We start from the raw sequence: 19,414 nt of genomic DNA on the forward strand, positions 1-19,414 counted from the left end.
CCACTGGCGTCCGTCCGGCAATGAAAGGCCACCGATATGCGATCCCTGCCAATCTTGCTCGCTGCCCTTTCTGTTGCCAGCAGTCTGATTGCCGAACCGGCTTTTGCAACGGATTGGAATCGTGCGGGCAAAGCAGACGTTCAGCCGCTCTATCCCTATCCCGATCTCCCCGGTGTCAAGTCTCAGCCGGACAAGAAGGATGAGGAGCAATATGCCTGCCGCACCGAAACGCGCGGCATTCGCCGCAATGGGGACTGGATTTTCCGCTCCGGCGGCATGCCGACCATCGTCTATGTGTGCGATCGTGACGGCTATGTGAGCCAGGGCACGCAGGTGCCTGCGAGAGGCCACTATCAGCCTGTGCGCTGACACCTCGTGCCGTGCAGGAAAATGCCGCGCGATGAAGTGATCGACTGAGACGCTTCCCGGTCCGCCGGCGATGATGATCAGGAAGCAGACGGCTCAGGTGCCGTGCGTCGGGTGTCGAGAAACTGAGGACGACCCCTGGCACGTAAGCGAAAATGCAGTCTACCTGTTCCAGAGAATATAGGGTGCCGTTTATCGGTCCGTGAGTCGCCGCACATCTTGCAGCCTTAGCCGAGCACTTTTTCGCCGGCCGGGCTTGCCGTTTGCGCGATTGCGGGAGAAAAACGCCTGAGAGCGACGCTCTCTGGGTGTGGCGAAAATAATTTCGAACGGCCGGTAACAAAAATGTGTGCCCTCTCGTAGAGGAAGATATCGGGTGAGATATTCGGCGCGGGAAGAGGAATGGGCAGGCTGGATGCGTAGCGCCATGGGTGGCGATGCGCAGGCCTATCACCGCTTTCTTTCCGCTGTGACACCTCATTTACGCGCCATGGCCCGCAGACGCTGCGACCAGTTCGGCGCGGCGGCAAGCGAGGCGGAAGACGTCGTGCAGGAGGTGCTGCTGGCCGTTCACCTGAAGCGCGGAACCTGGGATCCGGCGCGCCCGATCGGTCCTTGGCTGTCGACGATCGTGCGCAACAAGCTGATTGACAGCCTGCGCCGCCGCGGCCGTCACGTCGATGTGCCGATCGATGAAGTGATGGCAACGCTCGAAGCGGAAGAACAGGCGGGCAATTTGGATCGGCTCGATGCCGAACATATGTTGAAGCGCCTGAACGATCCACAGCGTGATATCGTGCGCTCGATTTCGATCGAGGGAGCAGGTGTTCGCGAAACGGCCGAAAGGCTGAAAATGAGCGAAGGTGCGGTGCGCGTTGCGCTGCACCGTGCGCTGAAGTCGCTGGCGGCGTTATACCGGAGTGAGACGAGTGAAGACCGATGACCTGATCAGCCTCCTGGCACAAGACGCGCCTGTCCGCACGCGGCTCGGCCCCTTGCTCATGGGTGGGCTGCTGATCGGCGTCGCCGTCTCTGCAGCGTTGTTTTTGTCGGCAGTCGGTATCCGCCACGACATGGCAAGCGCAATCGAAACCGCACGCGTGCTCTTCAAGATGTTCGTGACCCTGACGCTCGCCGTCACCGCTTGCGGGCTTGTCTTTCGCATTGGCCGGCCGGCCGTGTCGCTGAGGCTTTCAAGCCTAGCACTGTTCGTACCGCTAATCCTGCTCGCGGCAGGCACTGCAGCCGAATTGATGGCCATTCCGCAGGATGCATGGGAAACCGCAATGCTCGGCCGCAACGCAGGCTTCTGCCTGTTCTTCATCTCGATCCTCTCGTTTGCGCCGCTTGCCGGGTTCCTCTGGGCACTGAAAAACGGCGCTCCGGAACGCCCAACCCTTGCCGGCGCGGCCGCAGGCCTCGCCGCTGGCGGCATAGCGGCAGCGCTTTACGCCTGGCATTGCCCGGACGACAGCCCGCTGTTTCTGGCGGTCTGGTACACCACGGCAATCGCCGCAGTCACCGCCCTCGGCGCGCTAATCGGATCACGATATCTGAAGTGGTAAGAAGACAGCGGCGGTCACGAAACCGTGGCCGTTGGCATCGGCTGTTTTGCTATCTTGGAAATGGAATGGTGCCCAGAAGAGGACTCGAACCTCCACACCCTTTCGGGTACCAGCACCTGAAGCTGGCGCGTCTACCAATTCCGCCATCTGGGCGACGGAGAGCCATGTACGGGGGTGGCTCTTTGCTGTCAACCGGGTTTTTGAAGTTTTCCTGACAGTCGGCAAAAAAGAGCGGATACGTTTCCCGAAGAAGCCGGGTTGGGGCGATCACGCCGAACTGAACGGCTTTCGATCTTGTGGTGGATGCCATGCGGCGGCGGTTGTTCTATATCTGCAGCAGCAGAAAGGAATCAGTGATGTCTGCGCTTCGAACGATCATCTTTGGCTCCGTCATCGGTTTTGTGCCCCTTGCAGCCGGTGCCGCGTCTCCGCTCGTGCCGCCACAGCCGCGCAATCCGGCGATCATCAATGTGCAGTCGACCTATTGCGATTATCGCGGCTGCTTCGGCTTCGGGCCCCAGCAGTGGCACCGCCCTTCCTATATACAGCCAAACTATCGACCGCCGGGAGCGAGAGGGCCGACCTATTACCAGCCGCGCGCCCAGCCCAGGCCGCAGCTCTCCTATGATCCGCCGCCGATCCGTCGGATACGTCCGCCAGCGAAAGATATGCATGTCGAATGGTGCCGAAATCAGTACCGGACCTACAATCCGCGGACCGATCGTTTCGTGACCTACGAGGGCATCTACAAGACCTGCAATTCGCCCTTCGACTGAGTGTCAGCTCTCCAGCGAAACCCGGTCGGCATGGCCGAGATCGCGGCCGGGCTCGATGATGTCCCGCACCCGCTGCTTGAGCTCCTTCGGTCCTGGAAAACCGCCGTCGCGGTTGCGTTCCCAGATGAGGTCGCCGTTGACACGGATCTCGAAATTGCCGCCCGTGCCGGGAACGAGCGCCACTTCGGCGAGGCTGTCCGAAAATGTGTGCAGTAGTTCCTGCGCCATCCAGCCGGCGCGCAGCAGCCAATTGCACTGGGTGCAGTAGAGGATCGTCACACGGGCTTTTTCGGTCATCGGCGGGCTCCCTTCAGGTTTGATTTAGGGCCTTCGTGGCCGCTTCGCAACGCCCGGCTTGCGTCGACAGGCCGTCACATGTTCATGTTGAGGTCAGCTGGGGCATCGCGGGTGCCCCGCTTCTCGCGGCACAATCCGCTTAACACGCAGGCGGCCAACATCGGAGAGACAGATGAGCGAGCGGGAGAAGATGGCGGCCGGTGAATGGTATTGCTGCCTCGATGGCGAACTCGAGGCGTTGCGGCAGCTGGCGCGCAACGCCGTTCACCAGCACAACACGATGCTGCCGGACGAACGCGGCAGCATGGCGCCAGCGCTGGCGGCGCTGCTCGCGAAGGCGCCTGCCGACGCTTTCATCGAGGCGCCGTTCCATTGTTCCTATGGTGTGAACATAACCCTCGGCAGTCGCGTCTACCTCAATGCAGGCTGCACTATCCTCGATTCGGGAACAGTGGTGGTCGGCGATCGGTCCATGCTGGGGCCGGGCGTGCATATTTATTGTGCCGAGCATCACAAGGACGTCGCTCTTCGCAAAGCCGGGATCGAGATGGCGCGGCCGGTGGTGATCGGCGAAGATGTCTGGATCGGCGGCGGTGCGATCATCCTCGGCGTGTCGGTTGGGGACGGCGCGATCGTCGGCGCGGGCGCAGTTGTGACGAAAGATGTGCCCGCCGGTGCGACGGTCACCGGCAATCCGGCGCGGATACATGGCAGAACATAAGCGCCTTCTCTTCTTTGCCTTTCCATGGTGGAGGAGAGAACGCGCAGCGCCGGTCACGAAGCCAGTTGCAAGCGCGCACTGATCTTGATTGACGGCAGATGACGCTAGATCAACGGCGAACAGGGAGGAGAACCCGATGATCAACAAGAATTTGCCATGGGAAGGCGGCTGCCGTTGCGGCCGGGTGAGGTTGAAGGTAAGCGCAAAGCCGCTGCTGACCATGGCGTGCCATTGCACCGGCTGCCAGAAAATGTCGTCCAGCGCCTATTCTCTGAGCGCCGCGATTCCGGCGGAAGGCTTCGAAGTCACTCGAGGCGAGCCCGTCATCGGCGGTTTGCATGGCGTGACAAAACACTATTTCTGCCCGCACTGCATGAGCTGGATGTTCACCCGTCCGGAAGGCATGGACTGGTTCGTCAACCTGCGCGCCACCATGCTGGATGATGCAAGCTGGTTCACGCCCTTCATCGAGACTTGGACAAGGGAGAAGCTGTCATTTGCGGAAACCGGCGCGGTGTATAGCTATGAAACACTGCCGGAAATGAATGCCTACGAGGGGTTGGTCAAGGAGTATATGGCGCGGGGATAGGCTGAGAAGCCTTGGAACAGGAAATCCAGCGCGGCAGTGATTTCGTCGCCTCTCGCTGAAAGATCTGCGACGCTGTCGCTGATTTCTGACGCTTGCACTGAAGCCAAGCGGCCCTTCCGGGCAGGTCGACGGTTAGCGGTAGTCCATCGAAGTTAAGTTATGCGCATACAATATGCGCATAACTTCGAAGGAGAAGGCATTACTCGTCGCCCATTTTCAGCGCCGCAATAAACGCCTCCTGCGGGATTTCCACCTTGCCGAACTGTCGCATGCGCTTCTTGCCCGCCTTCTGCTTGTCGAGCAGCTTGCGCTTGCGGGTGGCGTCGCCGCCGTAGCACTTGGCGGTCACGTCTTTGCGCAGCGCGGAGATGGTTTCGCGGGCAATGACGTTGCCGCCGATCGCGGCCTGGATCGGGATCTTGAACATGTGCTTCGGGATCAGCTCCTTGAGCTTTTCGCACATGTCGCGGCCGCGCTTTTCGGCCGCCATCCGGTGCACCATCATCGACAGGGCGTCGACCGGCTCGCCGTTGACGAGGATCGACATCTTCACGAGATTGCCTTCGCGGTGGTCGGTCAGCGCATAGTCGAAGGAGGCGTAGCCCTTCGAGATCGACTTCAGCCGGTCGTAGAAATCAAAGACAACTTCATTGAGCGGCAGATCGTATGTCAACATCGCGCGCGTGCCGACATAGGTAAGTTCGATCTGGATGCCCCGCCGGTCCTGGCAGAGCTTTAGGATGCCGCCGAGATAATCGTCCGGCGTCAGGATCGTGGCCCTGATCCAGGGCTCATGGATCTCGGAGATCTTCACGACATCCGGCATGTCAGCGGGATTGTGCAGCTCGCGTTCCGTACCGTCGGTCATGTACATCTTGTAGACGACGGAAGGCGCCGTCGCGATGAGGTCGAGGTCGAACTCGCGTTCCAGGCGCTCCTGGATGATTTCGAGATGAAGCAAGCCGAGGAAGCCGCAACGGAAGCCGAAGCCGAGCGCCGCGGAGGATTCCATCTCGAAGGAGAAGGAGGCGTCGTTGAGGCGCAGCTTGCCCATCGCGGCGCGCAGATTCTCGAAATCGGCGGCATCGACCGGGAAGAGTCCGCAGAAGACGACGGGCTGGGCGGGCTTGAAACCCGGCAGCGCTTCCGCCGTCGGTCGCTTGTCCTCGGTGATCGTATCTCCGACGCGGGTATCGGCCACTTCCTTGATGCTGCCGGTGATAAAGCCGATCTCGCCAGGGCCAAGGGAATCGACATTGACCATCTTCGGCGTCAGTACGCCGACACGCTCCACCTGATACTTGGCCCCCGTGCCCATCATCCGGATCGTCTGGCCTTTGGTCAGAACGCCGTCGATGACGCGCACCAGAACCATGACGCCGAGATAGGCATCGTACCAGCTGTCGACGAGCAGTGCCTTCAGCGGCGCCTTTTCGCCGCCCGGGCTCTTCGGCGCCGGCAGCTTGTTAACGATCGCTTCCAGCACATCGGGAATGCCGAGCCCGGTCTTGGCAGAAATCAGCACCGCCTCGGAAGCGTCGATGCCGATCACTTCCTCGATCTGCTCCTTGATGCGCTCAGGTTCTGCCGCCGGCAGGTCGATCTTGTTAAGAACGGTGACGAGCTCGTGGTTGTTGTCGATTGCCTGATAGACGTTGGCGAGTGTCTGGGCTTCGACGCCCTGGCTCGCGTCGACGACGAGCAGCGAACCCTCGCAGGCCGACAGCGACCGCGAGACTTCGTAGGCGAAGTCAACGTGGCCGGGCGTGTCGATCAGATTCAGGATATAGGTCTCGCCGTCCTTCGCCTTGTAGTGCAGGCGCACGGTCTGCGCCTTGATGGTGATGCCGCGCTCGCGCTCGATATCCATATTGTCCAGCACCTGCTCGGACATTTCGCGATCGGCAAGGCCGCCGGTCGTCTGGATCAGGCGGTCGGCAAGCGTCGATTTGCCGTGGTCGATGTGGGCCACGATCGAGAAATTGCGGATATGGGACAGCGGAGTCGTCGGATTGGTGCTCATGCGCGCCATATAGCAGTGCCGTCCCCTGCCGCAAAGCGGAAAAGCAGGACTCCGTTTAGGATAAAAATGCCGGGCAAAGGCGACCATTAAAACTGCTTGAATCCACTATCTGATCATGTATTTCTCTTATAGTAGAATCAATGAGCCCCAAGTGATGGAACAGGAACTCGAAACGGCGATCGGCAACCGCATCCGCAAGCTCAGGATCGAAAAGGCCCTGACGCTGGATGATCTCGCCAATGCCTCCGGCGTCAGCCGAGCGATGATCTCGCGCATCGAGCGGGCGGAGGTGAGCCCGACGGCCTCGCTGCTTGCAAGGGTCTGTGCTGCGCTGGAACTCTCGCTTTCGGCCTTCTTTGCCGATGAGGGGCAGGAAGTCTCGCCGCTGGCGAGACGCCACGAGCAGCAGGTGTGGCGCGATCCGGAAACCGGTTACGTGCGCCGCTCCGTTTCGCCGCCTGGAACCTCGTCCGAGGTCGATGTCGTCGACGTCGAGTTTCCGGCCGGCGCCCGCGTCAGCTTTCCGCCGCATGCAGCAAGCCATGGCATGACGCAGCACGTCTGGGTGTTCGAAGGCGAGATGGAGATGACCACCGGCGAAACGGTGCATCGCCTCTTCCCCGGCGATTGCCTCTTCATGCCGGTCGGCGAAGGGCATGCTTTCCACAATCCCACCAGCAAACCCGCCCGCTATTGCGTCGTGCTCAATCGCAGCCGCCGCTGATTTGATTTTTCAGGAGCAGATGATGACCGTTCGTATTCTCGATGCACAACAGGCCCGCACGGCCATTCCGGGTCTTTGCGAAGTGCTTGCGGATTGCGTCAATGGCGGCGCATCCGTTGGCTTTATGCAGCCTTATACGCCAGTCGATGCCGAGCCTTACTGGCAGGGCATCGTCGAGAGTGTCGAGGCAGGGGTCACTCTGCTGGCCGTTGCGGAACTCGACGGAAAGATCGTCGGGACGGTGCAGGTAGGCTTCGCCTCGATGCCGAACCAGCCGCATCGTGGCGATTTGAAGAAACTGCTCGTGCATCGTGCTGCGCGCGGTAAGGGCCTGGCGCGGCTGTTGATGGAGGCGATCGAACGCGAAGCCGCAAAACACGGCAAGCGTCTGCTGGTGCTCGACACCGCAACCGGCAGCGAAGCGGAGGTAATCTATCCGCGCCTCGGCTGGCAGCACGCCGGCGTCATCCCGGACTATGCGATGTGGCCGGAGGGCGGCTATTGCGCGACCACGCTCTTCTACAAGCGCATCGCCGCTTAAGCCATTGACAAGGCGTGCATCCGCCGCGCCTTATCCGACAAATAAAATCAGGGAGAAGTCGGTGCGCGTCATCTATTCCGAAGACCACAAACTGCGTGATGCGAAGACCGAACTGCATGGTGGTCTTCTTGTGACGCCATTTGAAGGCCCTTTCCGTGCGGAATGGATCCTGGAGGCAGTTAGGGAAGCGGGCTTTTCTGAGGTTGTCGCGCCAGAGCGGCATGGACTGGAAACGGCTCTGAAAGTGCACGATGCCGGCTATATCGATTTCCTGTCGAAGGCTTGGACTTTGTGGAAGGCGAGCGGGGCTGCGGGCGAAGCGATCCCGACCTCGCTGCCGGTTCGCCGGGCGACACAGCGCGTGCCGAACGATATCGACGGCATGCTCGGCTATTACGCCAATGCCACCGAGACCTCGATCACCAACGGCACCTACGAGGCGGCCGTCGCTTCGATGCAATGCGCACTCACCGGCGCTGACTGGCTGAATGCCGGCAACCGTTTCGCCTTTTCGCTTTGCCGCCCGCCCGGCCATCATGCGGGCATCGATCTCTTCGGCGGCTATTGCTTCATCAACAACGCCGCTGTCGCAGCGCAGCGCTTGTTGGATCTTGGCGCGAAGAAGGTCGCGATCCTCGATGTCGATTTCCATCACGGCAACGGCACGCAGGACATCACCTATCGCCGTGGCGATATCTTCTTCGCGTCGCTGCATGGCGAACCGGCCAACGCCTTTCCCTATTTCTGGGGCTATGCCGATGAAACCGGCGAGGGTGATGGCGAGCACTGCAATGCGAACTACCCGCTGCCGCGCGGCACGGCCTGGGTTGCCTGGTCGGCAGCGCTTGCGGATTCGCTTTCGCGCATCAAGGCTTTCGGCGCCGAAGCCATCGTCGTCTCGCTTGGCGTCGATACCTTCGAGCGCGATCCGATCTCCTTCTTCAAGCTCAATTCAGATGACTTCATGCGCATGGGCGCGATGATCGCCAAGGCGGGCCTTCCGGTATTGACCTGCATGGAGGGCGGCTATGGCGTGCCGGAAATCGGCCTTAACGTCGCCAACGTGCTGGAGGGCCTCGGGGGTTAGAAAAGCCCTGTCGATGGACGATCAAGATCAGCAATCCGATGTTCCGACGCCGCGCATGCTCTCCTGGGCACGCAACTCGACGATCTATCGCCTCGAGCGCCGGATGATGACGGAAAAACAGCTCTTCGATGCGATCACGCGAAAGGCGAAGCAGAAGTTCGAAAACATCAGTCCGGCGCAGTTGGAGGCGCTTGCCGGTTCCGCGATCAAATTCGCCTATGACCAGAAGGCGCTCGACGATGTCGCCTATGCTGCGGCGAGCACGCGTTCGGCCGTGCGCGGCGGAAAATCGAAACGGGTCATCGCGCAGAAACTCTCCTCGAAAGGAGTGGCAGGCGATATCGTCGATACCGCGCTCGAGTATTCCGACGATCTGTTCGCCGCCGTCGTCTTCGCCCGCAAGCGCGCCTTTGGGCCGTTCCGGCGTGGCGACCTTGATGAGAAGCGAAAGGCGAAGGAGCTTTCAGCTTTCGCCCGCAATGGATTCAGTTTTGAGATCGGCAAAAAAGTATTTGGCATGAGCGCGAGTGAAGCTGAAGAGGTGCTCGAAACCAGGCGGGCGCTTTAGCAGCCTCCGCTCATAAAGCCCGCTTATGTCCGGATCAGAAGTTTGCATTTGCCGCTCTGCCATTGCCTTCGTATCAGTGGTGCAAATCAGGAGCGGAAAATGGATCAGAAGACAGGCGAGCCAGGGGCAAACGGCAGTGCCGTCGCGTTGACTGCAGCAGCGCCCGCATTTTCCGGCGGCGTTGCGGCCGGCGCGCTGATGTGCCTGTTGTCGATGTCATCTATTCAGTTTGGCGCGGCATTCTCTTCCGGCGCGATCGCAGCCTATGGATCCGCCGGTGCCTCTTGGCTGCGGCTTGTTTTCGCGGCAGTTATCCTTGCGATCGCCATTCGTCCGCCATTGCTGCGCTACAGCCGCGAGCAGTGGATCGGCGCGCTGGTTCTCGGCACGACGACGGCGTTGATGACCATGTCCTTCTTCGCGGCAATCGAGCGAATTCCCTTGGGGCTTGCGGTCGCGATCGATTTCCTTGGCCCGCTTTCCGTCGCGACGTTCGGTTACGGCCTTACCCGCCGTCTGATCTGGCCGGCAATTGCCGCCGCCGGCGTCTTGTTCCTCGCTTATGACGGGGAGGAATGGGTCGGCAATCTGCCTGGCGTGCTCTTCGCCTTCGGCGCCGGCGCGGGCTGGGCGTGCTATATCATGCTGACGAAGAAGGTCGGAGCGGTTTTCCAGGGGCTCGAAGGCCTCTCCATGTCGCTGATCGTGGCCGCGGTGGTCGCCACGCCCTTCGGCTTTGCGGGCGCCGTGCCGAACCTCGATGGCTACGGCCTCGTCGAGATGGCGGGTTTGGCGATCCTTGTTCCGCTCCTGCCTTATACCTTGGAAATGATTGCGTTGCGGCGGATGACGACGGCCGCTTTCGGTATCCTCATGAGCTTGGAGCCGGCAATTGGCGCGCTTGCGGGCTTCCTCATCCTCTTCCAACCCATGACGATGTTGCAGATGTTTGGCACCGCTCTGGTCGTTGCAGCGAGCGCAGGTGCGACCTTTTCGACGGAAAAAGCTTAGGCGGGCTTGCGCGCCGGATCGTCGAGTGCGGGGTTGTAGAATAGCGATAGCGTCAAGCTCTTCGCGATGCGTTCCGCTGTCGCCATGAACCACGCCTTTGCCTCGGCATTAGGAGCGATATCGTCGAGCGTTGTGGCAAAAAGCTCCAGCCATTGCGGAAAGAGAGCCGGCGTCATGTTGGCAACACCGACATGTGCTTGCACAGGCTTCCCACCGTAGGCGCCGCTGCGGAATGCGACGGACGACCAGAAACTCTTCATCTTTGACATGTGCTCCGGCCAACGGCCGGAAAGCCGGGCGTCGAAAACCGGGCCGAGTTCGGGATGCGCAAGGACGCGGCCGTAGAAGGTCTCGACCAGCCTGTCGATGAAGGCATTGTCGATGCCCATCGCCCTCATCTCCGTTTCCGCCCGCTCGCGGATTGCGGCAACATGTGCCGCCCGGCTCTGCAATTCACCGCTCATCTTAGACCCCGAATGGCCACGTTCTTGCGGCACGCATCATATAGGCATCTGCCGTTTCCAACTGAAGTACACAATTCGTCGTGCGGCAATCTGTCAGATCGACCGCCGGATGCTTGACGCTTTACGGCGCACTGTCTAGATTTAGAATAATTCTAAAATGGAGCGTGCCATGCTGCCGCGGTTTTTCAGGTCGTCCAAACGTTCATTCAAGTCATTGTCGGAACAGGAAATTCTGGCACTCGCGATTGCTTCGGAGGAAGACGACGCCCGCATCTATCTCGCCTATGCCGACATGCTGAAAACGGCCTATCCCGCCTCGGCTCAGGTTTTCGAGGATATGGCTGAGGTCGAGGATACGCACCGCAAGTCGCTGATTGAAATCCATCGGCAGCGTTTCGGCGAACGCATTCCGCTGATCCGCCGCGAGCATGTGCAGGGCTTTTATGAGCGCAAGCCGGACTGGCTGCGCAAGAACCTGTCGCTGGAAGCAGTGCGGCAGGAAACCGAAACAATGGAGGAACAGGCCTACCGCTTCTATGTTGAGGCAGCAAAGCAGACTTCGGACGCCTCGACACGCCAGTTGCTCGGTGATCTGGCGCTTGCCGAACAGGGTCATGAAGACATTGCCAAGATGCTCGGCGACAAGCATACGCCGGAAGACGTTAAGGACGCCGAGGACGAAAATGCGCGGCGGCAATTCGTGCTTACCTATGTGCAGCCTGGCCTTGCGGGCCTGATGGACGGTTCCGTCTCGACGTTGGCGCCGATCTTTGCCGCCGCCTTTGCGACTCAGGATACGTGGCAGACTTTTCTAGTCGGCCTTTCGGCTTCGGTTGGCGCCGGTATCTCGATGGGCTTCACGGAAGCCGCACATGACGACGGCAAGATTTCCGGGCGCGGTTCGCCCGTCAAGCGCGGTCTTGCCTGTGGCATCATGACAACGCTCGGCGGCCTCGGCCATGCGCTGCCTTACCTCATTCCGCAATTTTGGACCGCGACCATCACTGCCGTCGTCATCGTCTTTTTCGAGCTATGGGCGATTGCCTTCATCCAGAACAGATATATGGAAACGCCGTTCCTGCGCGCGGCCTTTCAGGTCGTGCTTGGCGGCAGCCTGGTGCTGGCCGCCGGCATCCTGATCGGCAATGGGTGAGGGGGAGACGCGGCCAGGCAAAGCCCGGGCAATCGATCCGGTGAATCGATTGCAGCGCCGAACGCCCTGAGCCGAAGCGAAGGGCCGGCTCAGCCGCGGCAAACAAAGCCAAAAGAAAAAAGGCCGGGCATTCAGCCGGCCTTTTGCAGTCATTCGTATTGTGAGATTGCTTACTTCAGTGCGCCGACCAGCACGTCGTAGCCATTTTCTATGGTGACCCAACGCCCGGCATTGAAGCTCGACTGGCGCTTGACGAAGGAATACGGCGTATCGAACCAGGGCTTCACGCTTGAAGCGAGATTGTCGAGAATGAAGTCGCCTTCGGCTGTGCGCAGCGTCAGCACGGCATGACCCTCGCCATCCGGCTTGCGAACCACGGTCATCAGAAGGTTTGCCGGCTCAAAGCCGCGCTGGATCAAGATGCGGCGCTTCAGGAGCGCAAAGTCTTCACAGTCGCCCGCCGTTGTCGGGTAAGACCAGATTTCGTCTTTGCCGTAGATTTCCTTATCCGTCATCGGGGTAATGGTGCTGTTGACGGTGGAATTGACCGAGCGGATCAGAGCCCACTTCTCACTCTTCATTTCCGCAGGCCCTGCATTCCGATCCGCGCCGCATTCGGCCCGATGGGTCTGGCAGAAATCATAATGGCCAATCGGCTGCGAGGTAGCGCCGCCGGTGACCATCGAGAGGTTTTTCGTGGGGGCCGGTAATGCGGCCGAAGACATCGCAAACATGGCCATTGTGGCCACCAAGTAACCCTTTATCCGCACGCCCGTTTCCCTGCATCGCCCCTGTATTTATTAACAAAGAGTTAACGGAGAGGGGGTTGAGGAGTCAATCATTACTTCTTGCAAGGCCGCTTCAACCCACCGACATGGTTAAAATGACACACGAATTCATGCTATGCGGCGGATGCGATTCCGCCTTCGTTCGGAGGCGGCGCGGTCTTTCGATCAATGAATAAGGCCTTTGGCGGCAGACAACATCCGTTCGATGTCCTGCGGCCGGGAGAGCCGATGGTCGCCGTCGCGGATAAAAGTCAGCACGACATCGTCGGCGGGCAGGTGTTCTATCAGCTTCATGGCATGACTGTAGGGAACGTCCGGATCTTTCATGCCTTGCAGGATATGCACCGGGCAGCCTGTCTCGATAATTCCGGTCAGGACCCGGTTTTCGCGTCCGTCTTCGAGCAGGGCACGGGTATAGATGTTCGGTTCCGGGCTATATTCGGACTTCTCTTCGAAATAGCCGCGTTCCGCGAGCGAGACGCGGTCCTTCTTTCTCAGATGCGGCTCGATGAGCTCCGAGGTGAAGTCGGGTGCCGGCGCGATCAGGACCATGCCGTCGAGCTTTGGCGCAGTGTCCAGCTTTGCAAGCTCCTGCGCCAGCCGCAACGCGATCCAGCCGCCCATCGAGGAGCCGACGACGATGATACTCTCGGGTTTCGTATGAAGGATGACGGCAAGTGCCTCTTCCAGCCAGCGGGAAATCGTTCCGTTTATGAATTGCCCCCCGGAAAGACCATGGCCCGAATAGTCGAGGCGAATGCAGGCAAGTCCGAGTTCGCCGGCCAGACGATCAAGCTCGATCGCCTTTGTTCCGCTCATGTCCGACCTGTAGCCGGAGAGCCAGACGAAGGTCGGGCTGCGATCCTTCGAGACAGCTTCGCGAATGATGAAAGCAATCCTTCGCTCCGCATCGCCTTCGCCCACTGTCAGGAACTGCGGGTCGGATGTGGCTGTTGCTTCGGACATAAGCAGAACTCCCGTTGTTTGCTCCTATAAAACAGATTCTCGATAGGCTGACAGCAGGTGATTTTTCCGCTAAAGCGTGTTATTGACGACATCGCAGCGAAAGCGAGACTTTGAGACTTTGTTTGCGCCCCCAAATGGAAGCGCGAAGCTGCAATCCGAAACAACTCGAGGAGAGTACGACCATTCGCAGACCTTTTAAAACCGACGCGCCCGTGAAGGAAGGGCCGCGTTCGAACCGGGAAATCCGTGTTCCCAAGGTTCAGTTGATTGATGCTGAAGGACAAAATTTGGGCGCGGTGCCCACCGACCAGGCCTTGAGAATGGCTGAAGAAGCCGGTCTCGACCTTGTGGAAATTTCTCCCAACGCCGAACCGCCTGTGTGCAAGATTCTCGATCTGGGCAAGCTGAAATACGCCAACCAGAAGAAGGCTGCCGAGGCGCGCAAAAAACAGAAAATCGTCGAAGTCAAAGAAATCAAGATGCGTCCGAACATCGACACTCATGATTATGAGGTGAAGATGAAGGCTATGGGCCGCTTCTTCGAGGAAGGCGACAAAGTCAAGGTGACACTGAAGTTCCGTGGCCGCGAAATGGCCCACCAGGAACTCGGCATGAAGCTTCTGCAGCAGGTCAAGGCCGACACGCTGGAATTTGCAAAGGTCGAAGCCGAGCCAAAGCTTGAGGGCCGCCAGATGATGATGGTGCTCGCGCCGAAGTGAGCGCGGTCCTCATCGACGCATCAAAGCCGTCCGCAAGGGCGGCTTTCCTGTTTTTTGTGCGGCTGAAGATTCCTTGCCTGCCCCGTTGCACTTTTCTGGCGCTGCGGGTATAAGCGCGCGTCCGAACTGACCGGCAGGGCATGCCGTGGCAGTTTCGAATGCTTGCGGGACGGTTTCGTCGCCATACCCGCAGATCAACAACAAACGCTCCCGCACCTTGTTGCGACTCCGCAAAACCGGACATCGCAGAAGGGCTTCTTTGAAGAAGCGTGCAGGGAGGACAGAAACGGAGTAGCAAAATGCCCAAGATGAAGACGAAGTCCTCGGCCAAGAAGCGGTTCAAGATCACCGCGACCGGCAAGGTCAAGGCCGCCGCTGCTGGCAAGCGCCATGGCATGATCAAGCGTACCAACAAGTTCATTCGCGACGCACGTGGCACGATGGTTCTCGCTGAACCCGACGGCCGCAAGGTCGTGAAGAACTACCTGCCGAACGGTCTCTAAGACTATTCCGCGAACGCTTTAGATTAAGGAGATCATGAAATGGCACGTGTAAAAAGAGGCGTAACCTCTCACGCCAAGCACAAGAAGGTTCTGAAGGCAGCAAAAGGCTTCTACGGCCGCCGCAAGAACACCATCCGTACCGCCAAGGCTGCAGTCGATCGCGCCAAGCAGTACGCCTACCGCGACCGCAAGGTGAACAAGCGCAATTTCCGCGCGCTCTGGATCCAGCGCATCAACGCTGCCGTCCGCGAATTCGGCCTGACCTACGGCCGCTTCATCGACGGCCTGAACAAGGCCGGCATCGAAGTCGACCGCAAGGTTCTCTCCGACATGGCAATCCATGAGCCGGAAGCATTCAGCGCGCTGGTCACAGCCTCCAAGAAGGCTCTTGAGTACCTCAAGGAAGCCGGTACGAAGAACGAGTTTGAAGGCGCGGTTCGTTAACCAGCGCTTCCCAAGCTTGACGCTTTTTTGAATTTTGGGAAACCCGCGCTGGTTTGGGCTGGCGCGGGTTTTTCTTTCTTTGTACTTCTTGCCGGCTTTCACCAGCCTCCGATTACCCGCCTGATCCTGGACGGAAAGAATTGACGATGTCAGATATCGACCATCTCAAATCATCGCTGCTTGCGGAAATTGCTGCCGCCGATGACGAACCGGCGCTGGAAGCCGTGCGCGTTTCAGCCCTCGGAAAAAAGGGCTCTGTTTCCGAGCTCCTGAAGACGCTTGGCACGATGTCGCCCGAAGAGCGCCAGACCAAGGGCGTTGCAATCAACGTCCTCAAAAATGAGGTCGCAGAAGCGCTTGCCGCGCGCAAGGCGACGCTCAAGGAGGCGGCGGTCAATTCCCGCCTGAAGGCGGAGACGGTCGACATCAGCCTGCCGGTCCGCTCATCGCCCGTCGAGCGCGGACGCATCCACCCGATTAGCCAGATCGTCGACGAGATCACCGCGATCTTCGGTGACATGGGCTTCTCGATCGCAGAAGGTCCGGATGTCGAGACCGACTATTACAACTTCACGGCGCTGAATTTCCCCGAAGGCCACCCAGCCCGCGAGATGCACGACACGTTCTTCTTCCAGCCGGATGAAAACGGCGAGCGCAAGGTACTGCGCACGCACACCTCGCCGGTGCAGGTGCGCACGATGGAAGCACAGAAGCCACCGATCCGCATCATCATCCCTGGCAAGACCTATCGCCAGGATTCGGATGCAACTCATTCGCCGATGTTCCATCAGGTCGAGGGACTGGTGATCGACACGAAGGCAAATGTCGCCAACATGCGCTGGGTGCTTGAGGAGTTCTGCAAGTCCTTCTTCGAGGTCGACAGCGTGACGATGCGCTTCCGTCCGTCCTTCTTCCCGTTCACCGAGCCGTCCTTCGAGGTTGATATCCAGTGCGACCGCTCCGGCCCGATCGTCAAGTTCGGCGAAGGAACGGATTGGATGGAGATCCTCGGCTGCGGCATGGTGCACCCGAACGTGTTGCGCTATGGCGGTCTCGACCCGGACGAATATCAGGGCTTTGCCTGGGGCATGGGCCTCGACCGCATCGCCATGCTGAAATACGGCATGCCGGACCTGCGCGACTTCTTCAACGCCGATATTCGCTGGATGACCCATTACGGCTTCCGCCCGCTCGACATGCCGACGCTGTTCGGCGGTCTGAGCGCGTAAAGGGAGGATTGAGATCATGAAATTCACACTCTCCTGGCTGAAGGATCATCTGGAAACGGATGCCACCCTCGATGAAATCTGCGCCCGCCTGACGATGATCGGGCTGGAGGTCGAAGATGTCGATGACAAGGCAGCCTTCAAGCCTTTCGTCATTGCCAAGGTTCTCTCCGCTGAAAAACATCCGCAGGCCGATCGGCTGAAGGTTCTCTCAGTTGATACCGGCAGGGGTCCGCCGGTCCAGGTCGTCTGCGGCGCGCCAAATGCGCGGGCGGGTCTCGTCGGCGCATTTGCCGCATCGGGCACCTATGTTCCCGGCATCGACGTAACACTTTCCGTCGGCAATATCCGCGGCGTCGAAAGCCATGGCATGATGTGCTCCGAAAAGGAGCTGATGATTTCTGACAATCATGAGGGCATCATCGATCTGCCCGAAGACGCGCCGGTTGGGACCAGCTATGCGGCTTATGCCCACCTCGACGATCCGGTCATCGAGATCAACCTGACGCCGAACCGTCCGGACTGCACGAGCATCTACGGCATCGCGCGCGATCTGGCCGCGTCGGGTCTCGGCACGCTGAAAGCACGGCCTGCGCCGTCCTTTGCCGTCGAAGGCGAGACACCCGTCAAAGTAAGGCTCGATCTTGATGACGAAAAACTCTGCCCAGGTTTTGCGCTCCGCCTCGTGCGCGGCGTCAAGAACCGCCCGAGCCCGAAATGGATGCAGCAGCGCCTGCTGGCAATCGGTCTGCGCCCGATCAATGCGCTGGTCGATATCACCAACTACATGACCTTCGATCAGGGGCGGCCGATGCACGTCTTTGACGCTGCAAAAGTGAGCGGTCATCTGACGGTTCGCCGCGCCAAGGAAGGCGAGACAGTGCTGGCGCTCGACCAGCGCGAATACAAGCTTGGGCCTAACAACGTCGTCATCGCCGATGCCGATGGCATCGAGTCGATCGGCGGCGTCATGGGCGGCGAGCATTCCGGCTGCGACGAAAACACGACCGACGTGCTGATCGAATGCGCACTCTGGGACCCGATGAACATCGCCAAGACGGGCCGCACGCTCGGCATCATCACCGATGCCCGCTATCGCTTCGAGCGCGGTGTCGATCCGGAATATATGGTTCCCGGTCTGGAGCGCACGACGGAACTCGTTCTCGAACTTTGCGGCGGCACGCCGGCAAAGGCGGATGTCGTTGGCTACAAGGGCTATCAGCCGAAGGTCGTCGATTTCCCTTATTCGGAAGTCAAGCGCCTGACCGGCCTCGAAGTCTCGACTGAGGAGAGCAAGGATATCCTGACCCGGCTCGGCTTCATGGTGTCAGGTTCGGGCGAACGTGTCTCCGTCGCTGTTCCTTCCTGGCGTCCGGATGTCGATGGCAAGGCCGACCTCGTCGAGGAAGTCATGCGTATCCATGGCGTCGACAACATCAAGCCGGCGCCGCTGGAAAGCCATGCCGCGGTCAACGGCAAGATCCTGACAACGCTGCAGATCCGCAACCGCATGGCCAAGCGGGCGCTTGCCTCGCGCGGCATGCTGGAGGCTGTCACCTGGTCCTTCATTTCGGAAGAGCAGGCGAAGCTCTTCGGCGGTGGCTCGCCGGCACTAAAGCTTGCAAACCCGATCGCTGCCGAAATGTCCGACATGCGCCCCTCGCTTCTGGCGGGTCTGCTGACGGCGGCACAGCGCAACGCCGACAAGGGCTACGGCGATGTGGCGATCTTCGAAGTTTCCGGCACCTATGAGAATGACAGGCCGGAAGGCCAGCGCCGTGTTGCCGGCGGCATTCGCCGCGGCACGGCGTCGCTCGCCGGCTCCGGCCGCATGTGGTCGAATAATGTGAAGGGCGGCGGCAAGCCAGTCGATGCCTTCGATGCCAAGGCCGATGCGCTGGCGGTGATCGAGGCCTGCGGCTTGCCGATGAGCAACATCCAGATCGAGCAGGGCGGACCGGAATGGTACCATCCCGGCCGCTCGGGCACGATCAAGATGGGCCCGAAGGTCGTCCTCGGCTATTTCGGCGAATTCCATCCCTCGACGCTCGAAGCGCTCGATGTCTCCGGTGCGCTCTGCGGCTTCGAAGTCTATATCGACGCCATGCCAGAGCCGAAGAAGAAGGCGACGCGCACCAAGCCGGCGCTGGAGCTTTCGCCCTTCCAGGCCGTCAAGCGCGACTTCGCTTTCGTCGTCGACAGGACGGTAGAAGCAGGCGCGATCATCAGGGCCGCGAGCGGTGCCGACCGCAAGCTAGTCACCGGCGTCAATGTCTTCGACATTTTCGAAGGCGCGTCCCTTGGTGAGGGCAAGAAGTCGATTGCGATCGAAGTGCAGATCCAGCCCGTCGAGCGGACGCTGACGGACGAGGATTTCGAAGCCTTGACGCAGAAGATCGTGGCGAGCGTAGCGAAATTCACCGGCGGCGTGCTGCGAGGCTGACGAGCACATGATGGGCGCTCCGGGCTGGCGGTTTCGCCGGCCCGAAGCACTGAAAGCTGCGTCATCAGGCATGCAGGTAGTAAAGCTTGTTGACGATGGTCCAGCGGCCGTCGATCTTCAGCATCGACAGATAATCGGTAAATCGCATCCCCGCGAATTCGTCAGTCACCTTCACCATCGCGGCATCGCCTTCGATATCGATCGTTGTTATGTCCATATAGGGTTGCGTACCCGGCGGAGCGGCGCCTTCGGCCGTGATTGCAGCGATGAATTCGTCGCGTGTCAGCCATTCGACCATATTTTCGTAGTGACCGATGATTGCGCTTTGCGGATGGAAGGCCTTTCGCAAAGCCGCTTCGTTGGCAAAGGTCATGCCTTCGACGTAGAGGTGGACGACTGCTTCGACTGCCTGCTGTTCGGACATATCTCGCACCCTTGTA

23 protein-coding genes and 1 tRNA gene are annotated in these 19,414 nt (G+C 59.9%); 17 read left to right on the forward strand and 7 right to left on the reverse strand.

The features are described from left to right. The first annotated feature begins 36 nt into the window (after positions 1-36). The 3 genes from N2599_RS19500 (at position 37) to N2599_RS19510 (ending at position 1,931) form a co-directional block, all read left to right on the forward strand. Positions 37-369: a hypothetical protein gene (locus N2599_RS19500; protein WP_027510557.1), complete on the forward strand. Its 333-nt coding sequence runs from the start codon at positions 37-39 to the stop codon at positions 367-369. A 373-nt stretch (positions 370-742) separates the two neighbouring features. Beyond that, positions 743-1,309, forward strand: a complete 567-nt coding sequence (locus tag N2599_RS19505; protein ID WP_027510558.1) for a sigma-70 family RNA polymerase sigma factor — start codon at positions 743-745, stop codon at positions 1,307-1,309. Continuing rightward, on the forward strand, positions 1,296-1,931 hold the full coding sequence (locus tag N2599_RS19510) for an NrsF family protein (RefSeq protein WP_027510559.1): 636 nt from the start codon (positions 1,296-1,298) through the stop codon (positions 1,929-1,931). Before N2599_RS19505 ends, N2599_RS19510 begins: the two co-directional genes overlap by 14 nt. Before the next feature lie 66 nt (positions 1,932-1,997). Here N2599_RS19510 and N2599_RS19515 read toward each other — a convergent pair. After that, positions 1,998-2,084: transfer RNA gene (locus tag N2599_RS19515), tRNA-Leu, on the reverse strand. A gap of 203 nt (positions 2,085-2,287) precedes the next feature. Here N2599_RS19515 and N2599_RS19520 point away from each other — a divergent pair. Continuing rightward, positions 2,288-2,707, forward strand: a complete 420-nt coding sequence (locus tag N2599_RS19520; protein WP_027510560.1) for a BA14K family protein — start codon at positions 2,288-2,290, stop codon at positions 2,705-2,707. A 3-nt stretch (positions 2,708-2,710) separates the two neighbouring features. Here N2599_RS19520 and N2599_RS19525 read toward each other — a convergent pair whose 3' ends face one another. Continuing rightward, positions 2,711-3,004 (reverse strand): Rdx family protein, encoded by a 294-nt coding sequence (locus N2599_RS19525; protein ID WP_027510561.1) that lies wholly within the window; start codon positions 3,002-3,004, stop codon positions 2,711-2,713. Positions 3,005-3,176: 172 nt separating this feature from the next. Here N2599_RS19525 and N2599_RS19530 point away from each other — a divergent pair, with 172 nt between their 5' ends. Both N2599_RS19530 and N2599_RS19535 read left to right on the forward strand, forming a co-directional pair. Further along, positions 3,177-3,725, forward strand: a complete 549-nt coding sequence (locus N2599_RS19530) for a sugar O-acetyltransferase (RefSeq protein WP_027510562.1) — start codon at positions 3,177-3,179, stop codon at positions 3,723-3,725. 136 nt (positions 3,726-3,861) lie between these two features. Continuing rightward, positions 3,862-4,314, forward strand: coding sequence for a GFA family protein (locus tag N2599_RS19535; protein WP_027510563.1), 453 nt, complete (start codon positions 3,862-3,864; stop codon positions 4,312-4,314). 199 nt (positions 4,315-4,513) lie between these two features. Here N2599_RS19535 and lepA read toward each other — a convergent pair whose 3' ends face one another. Next, on the reverse strand, positions 4,514-6,346 hold the full coding sequence (lepA, locus tag N2599_RS19540) for a translation elongation factor 4 (protein ID WP_027510564.1): 1,833 nt from the start codon (positions 6,344-6,346) through the stop codon (positions 4,514-4,516). 145 nt (positions 6,347-6,491) lie between these two features. Here lepA and N2599_RS19545 point away from each other — a divergent pair, with 145 nt between their 5' ends. The 5 genes from N2599_RS19545 (at position 6,492) to N2599_RS19565 (ending at position 10,268) form a co-directional block, all read left to right on the forward strand. After that, positions 6,492-7,061, forward strand: coding sequence for a helix-turn-helix domain-containing protein (locus N2599_RS19545; RefSeq protein ID WP_027510565.1), 570 nt, complete (start codon positions 6,492-6,494; stop codon positions 7,059-7,061). 19 nt (positions 7,062-7,080) lie between these two features. Then, entirely contained in the window at positions 7,081-7,602 is a 522-nt protein-coding gene (locus tag N2599_RS19550; protein ID WP_027510566.1) for a GNAT family N-acetyltransferase, read from the forward strand. Positions 7,603-7,663: 61 nt separating this feature from the next. After that, entirely contained in the window at positions 7,664-8,689 is a 1,026-nt protein-coding gene (locus N2599_RS19555; RefSeq protein ID WP_027510567.1) for a histone deacetylase family protein, read from the forward strand. Between the two features lie 13 nt (positions 8,690-8,702). Continuing rightward, positions 8,703-9,257, forward strand: coding sequence for a recombination regulator RecX (gene recX, locus N2599_RS19560; protein ID WP_027510568.1), 555 nt, complete (start codon positions 8,703-8,705; stop codon positions 9,255-9,257). 99 nt (positions 9,258-9,356) lie between these two features. Beyond that, positions 9,357-10,268, forward strand: a complete 912-nt coding sequence (locus N2599_RS19565; RefSeq protein WP_027510569.1) for an EamA family transporter — start codon at positions 9,357-9,359, stop codon at positions 10,266-10,268. Here the strand turns inward: N2599_RS19565 and N2599_RS19570 are convergent. Continuing rightward, positions 10,265-10,732, reverse strand: coding sequence for a group III truncated hemoglobin (locus N2599_RS19570; protein ID WP_027510570.1), 468 nt, complete (start codon positions 10,730-10,732; stop codon positions 10,265-10,267). The genes N2599_RS19565 and N2599_RS19570 overlap by 4 nt on opposite strands. Before the next feature lie 169 nt (positions 10,733-10,901). Between N2599_RS19570 and mbfA the strand changes: the two genes are divergently transcribed. Further along, entirely contained in the window at positions 10,902-11,885 is a 984-nt protein-coding gene (mbfA, locus tag N2599_RS19575) for an iron exporter MbfA (protein WP_027510571.1), read from the forward strand. Positions 11,886-12,055: 170 nt separating this feature from the next. Here the strand turns inward: mbfA and N2599_RS19580 are convergent, their stop codons facing one another. Continuing rightward, positions 12,056-12,655 (reverse strand): transglutaminase-like cysteine peptidase, encoded by a 600-nt coding sequence (locus tag N2599_RS19580; protein WP_027510572.1) that lies wholly within the window; start codon positions 12,653-12,655, stop codon positions 12,056-12,058. A 183-nt stretch (positions 12,656-12,838) separates the two neighbouring features. After that, positions 12,839-13,639 (reverse strand): alpha/beta hydrolase, encoded by an 801-nt coding sequence (locus N2599_RS19585; RefSeq protein WP_027510573.1) that lies wholly within the window; start codon positions 13,637-13,639, stop codon positions 12,839-12,841. Between the two features lie 182 nt (positions 13,640-13,821). Between N2599_RS19585 and infC the strand changes: the two genes are divergently transcribed. From infC to pheT, 5 genes are all read left to right on the forward strand, one after another. After that, a complete protein-coding gene (infC, locus tag N2599_RS19590) occupies positions 13,822-14,358 on the forward strand; it encodes a translation initiation factor IF-3 (protein WP_037142171.1) in 537 nt (178 codons plus the stop codon). Between the two features lie 299 nt (positions 14,359-14,657). Further along, positions 14,658-14,861: a 50S ribosomal protein L35 gene (rpmI, locus tag N2599_RS19595; RefSeq protein WP_004108077.1), complete on the forward strand. Its 204-nt coding sequence runs from the start codon at positions 14,658-14,660 to the stop codon at positions 14,859-14,861. A gap of 39 nt (positions 14,862-14,900) precedes the next feature. Then, a complete protein-coding gene (gene rplT / locus N2599_RS19600; protein WP_027510575.1) occupies positions 14,901-15,305 on the forward strand; it encodes a 50S ribosomal protein L20 in 405 nt (134 codons plus the stop codon). A 146-nt stretch (positions 15,306-15,451) separates the two neighbouring features. Next, positions 15,452-16,534 (forward strand): phenylalanine--tRNA ligase subunit alpha, encoded by a 1,083-nt coding sequence (pheS, locus tag N2599_RS19605; protein WP_027510576.1) that lies wholly within the window; start codon positions 15,452-15,454, stop codon positions 16,532-16,534. A gap of 16 nt (positions 16,535-16,550) precedes the next feature. Beyond that, complete coding sequence (pheT, locus tag N2599_RS19610) at positions 16,551-18,974, forward strand: phenylalanine--tRNA ligase subunit beta (protein ID WP_027510577.1); 2,424 nt, start codon at positions 16,551-16,553, stop codon at positions 18,972-18,974. Positions 18,975-19,038: 64 nt separating this feature from the next. Here pheT and N2599_RS19615 read toward each other — a convergent pair whose 3' ends face one another. Then, positions 19,039-19,398, reverse strand: coding sequence for a nuclear transport factor 2 family protein (locus N2599_RS19615; protein WP_027510578.1), 360 nt, complete (start codon positions 19,396-19,398; stop codon positions 19,039-19,041). Between the last annotated feature and the right edge of the window lie 16 nt (positions 19,399-19,414).

Source organism: Rhizobium sullae, assembly GCF_025200715.1.
GTDB classification, from domain to species: domain Bacteria; phylum Pseudomonadota; class Alphaproteobacteria; order Rhizobiales; family Rhizobiaceae; genus Rhizobium; species Rhizobium sullae.

Excerpts from the sequence above, each read along its gene's own strand:
- N2599_RS19500 (WP_027510557.1), top strand. The coding sequence starts at position 37 with ATGCGATCCCTGCCAATCTTGCTCGCTGCCCTTTCTGTTGCCAGCAGT.
- N2599_RS19520 (WP_027510560.1), top strand. The coding sequence starts at position 2,288 with ATGTCTGCGCTTCGAACGATCATCTTTGGCTCCGTCATCGGTTTTGTG.
- N2599_RS19525 (WP_027510561.1), bottom strand. The coding sequence starts at position 3,004 with ATGACCGAAAAAGCCCGTGTGACGATCCTCTACTGCACCCAGTGCAAT.
- N2599_RS19530 (WP_027510562.1), top strand. The coding sequence starts at position 3,177 with ATGAGCGAGCGGGAGAAGATGGCGGCCGGTGAATGGTATTGCTGCCTC.
- N2599_RS19535 (WP_027510563.1), top strand. The coding sequence starts at position 3,862 with ATGATCAACAAGAATTTGCCATGGGAAGGCGGCTGCCGTTGCGGCCGG.
- lepA (WP_027510564.1), bottom strand. The coding sequence starts at position 6,346 with ATGGCGCGCATGAGCACCAATCCGACGACTCCGCTGTCCCATATCCGC.
- N2599_RS19545 (WP_027510565.1), top strand. The coding sequence starts at position 6,492 with ATGGAACAGGAACTCGAAACGGCGATCGGCAACCGCATCCGCAAGCTC.
- N2599_RS19550 (WP_027510566.1), top strand. The coding sequence starts at position 7,081 with ATGATGACCGTTCGTATTCTCGATGCACAACAGGCCCGCACGGCCATT.
- recX (WP_027510568.1), top strand. The coding sequence starts at position 8,703 with ATGGACGATCAAGATCAGCAATCCGATGTTCCGACGCCGCGCATGCTC.
- N2599_RS19565 (WP_027510569.1), top strand. The coding sequence starts at position 9,357 with ATGGATCAGAAGACAGGCGAGCCAGGGGCAAACGGCAGTGCCGTCGCG.
- N2599_RS19570 (WP_027510570.1), bottom strand. The coding sequence starts at position 10,732 with ATGAGCGGTGAATTGCAGAGCCGGGCGGCACATGTTGCCGCAATCCGC.
- mbfA (WP_027510571.1), top strand. The coding sequence starts at position 10,902 with ATGCTGCCGCGGTTTTTCAGGTCGTCCAAACGTTCATTCAAGTCATTG.
- N2599_RS19585 (WP_027510573.1), bottom strand. The coding sequence starts at position 13,639 with ATGTCCGAAGCAACAGCCACATCCGACCCGCAGTTCCTGACAGTGGGC.
- rpmI (WP_004108077.1), top strand. The coding sequence starts at position 14,658 with ATGCCCAAGATGAAGACGAAGTCCTCGGCCAAGAAGCGGTTCAAGATC.
- rplT (WP_027510575.1), top strand. The coding sequence starts at position 14,901 with ATGGCACGTGTAAAAAGAGGCGTAACCTCTCACGCCAAGCACAAGAAG.
- pheS (WP_027510576.1), top strand. The coding sequence starts at position 15,452 with ATGTCAGATATCGACCATCTCAAATCATCGCTGCTTGCGGAAATTGCT.
- pheT (WP_027510577.1), top strand. The coding sequence starts at position 16,551 with ATGAAATTCACACTCTCCTGGCTGAAGGATCATCTGGAAACGGATGCC.
- N2599_RS19615 (WP_027510578.1), bottom strand. The coding sequence starts at position 19,398 with ATGTCCGAACAGCAGGCAGTCGAAGCAGTCGTCCACCTCTACGTCGAA.